Source organism: Collinsella aerofaciens (genome assembly GCF_020709435.1).
Taxonomy (GTDB): Bacteria; Actinomycetota; Coriobacteriia; order Coriobacteriales; family Coriobacteriaceae; genus Collinsella; species Collinsella aerofaciens_AU.
Genome location: NZ_JAJFDP010000064.1, coordinates 1 through 237 on the forward strand (window position 1 = coordinate 1; position 237 = coordinate 237).

Here is a 237-nt window from a genome sequence, read left to right on the forward strand (position 1 = left end):
TCTTCGTGCTCCAGAACACCCATCTGCTCGAGGCGCGGTGCGGCTACTCCAGGGCGGAGTCGGACGCGCTGCTGGCGCTGCTCGGCACCCAGGTCGTCCTCTCGGTAGAGTCCGTCGACGAGGCGGAGGAGATCAGCAAGCGGCTCGGCGACTACAGCGTGAGGACGACCGGGCAGAGCTCGACCAAGGGGACGCAGAGCTCCTCGTCCGGCAAGTCGTTCTCCGTGGCGCGCCGCC

Annotated in this window: 1 protein-coding gene; it reads left to right on the top strand. The window is 68.8% G+C overall.

All coding sequences use genetic code 11. The annotated features are described in order from the left end of the window. Window positions 1-237, top strand: a 237-nt coding sequence (locus tag LK493_RS10150) for a TraM recognition domain-containing protein (RefSeq protein ID WP_227790935.1), incomplete at both ends; no start/stop codon positions are given.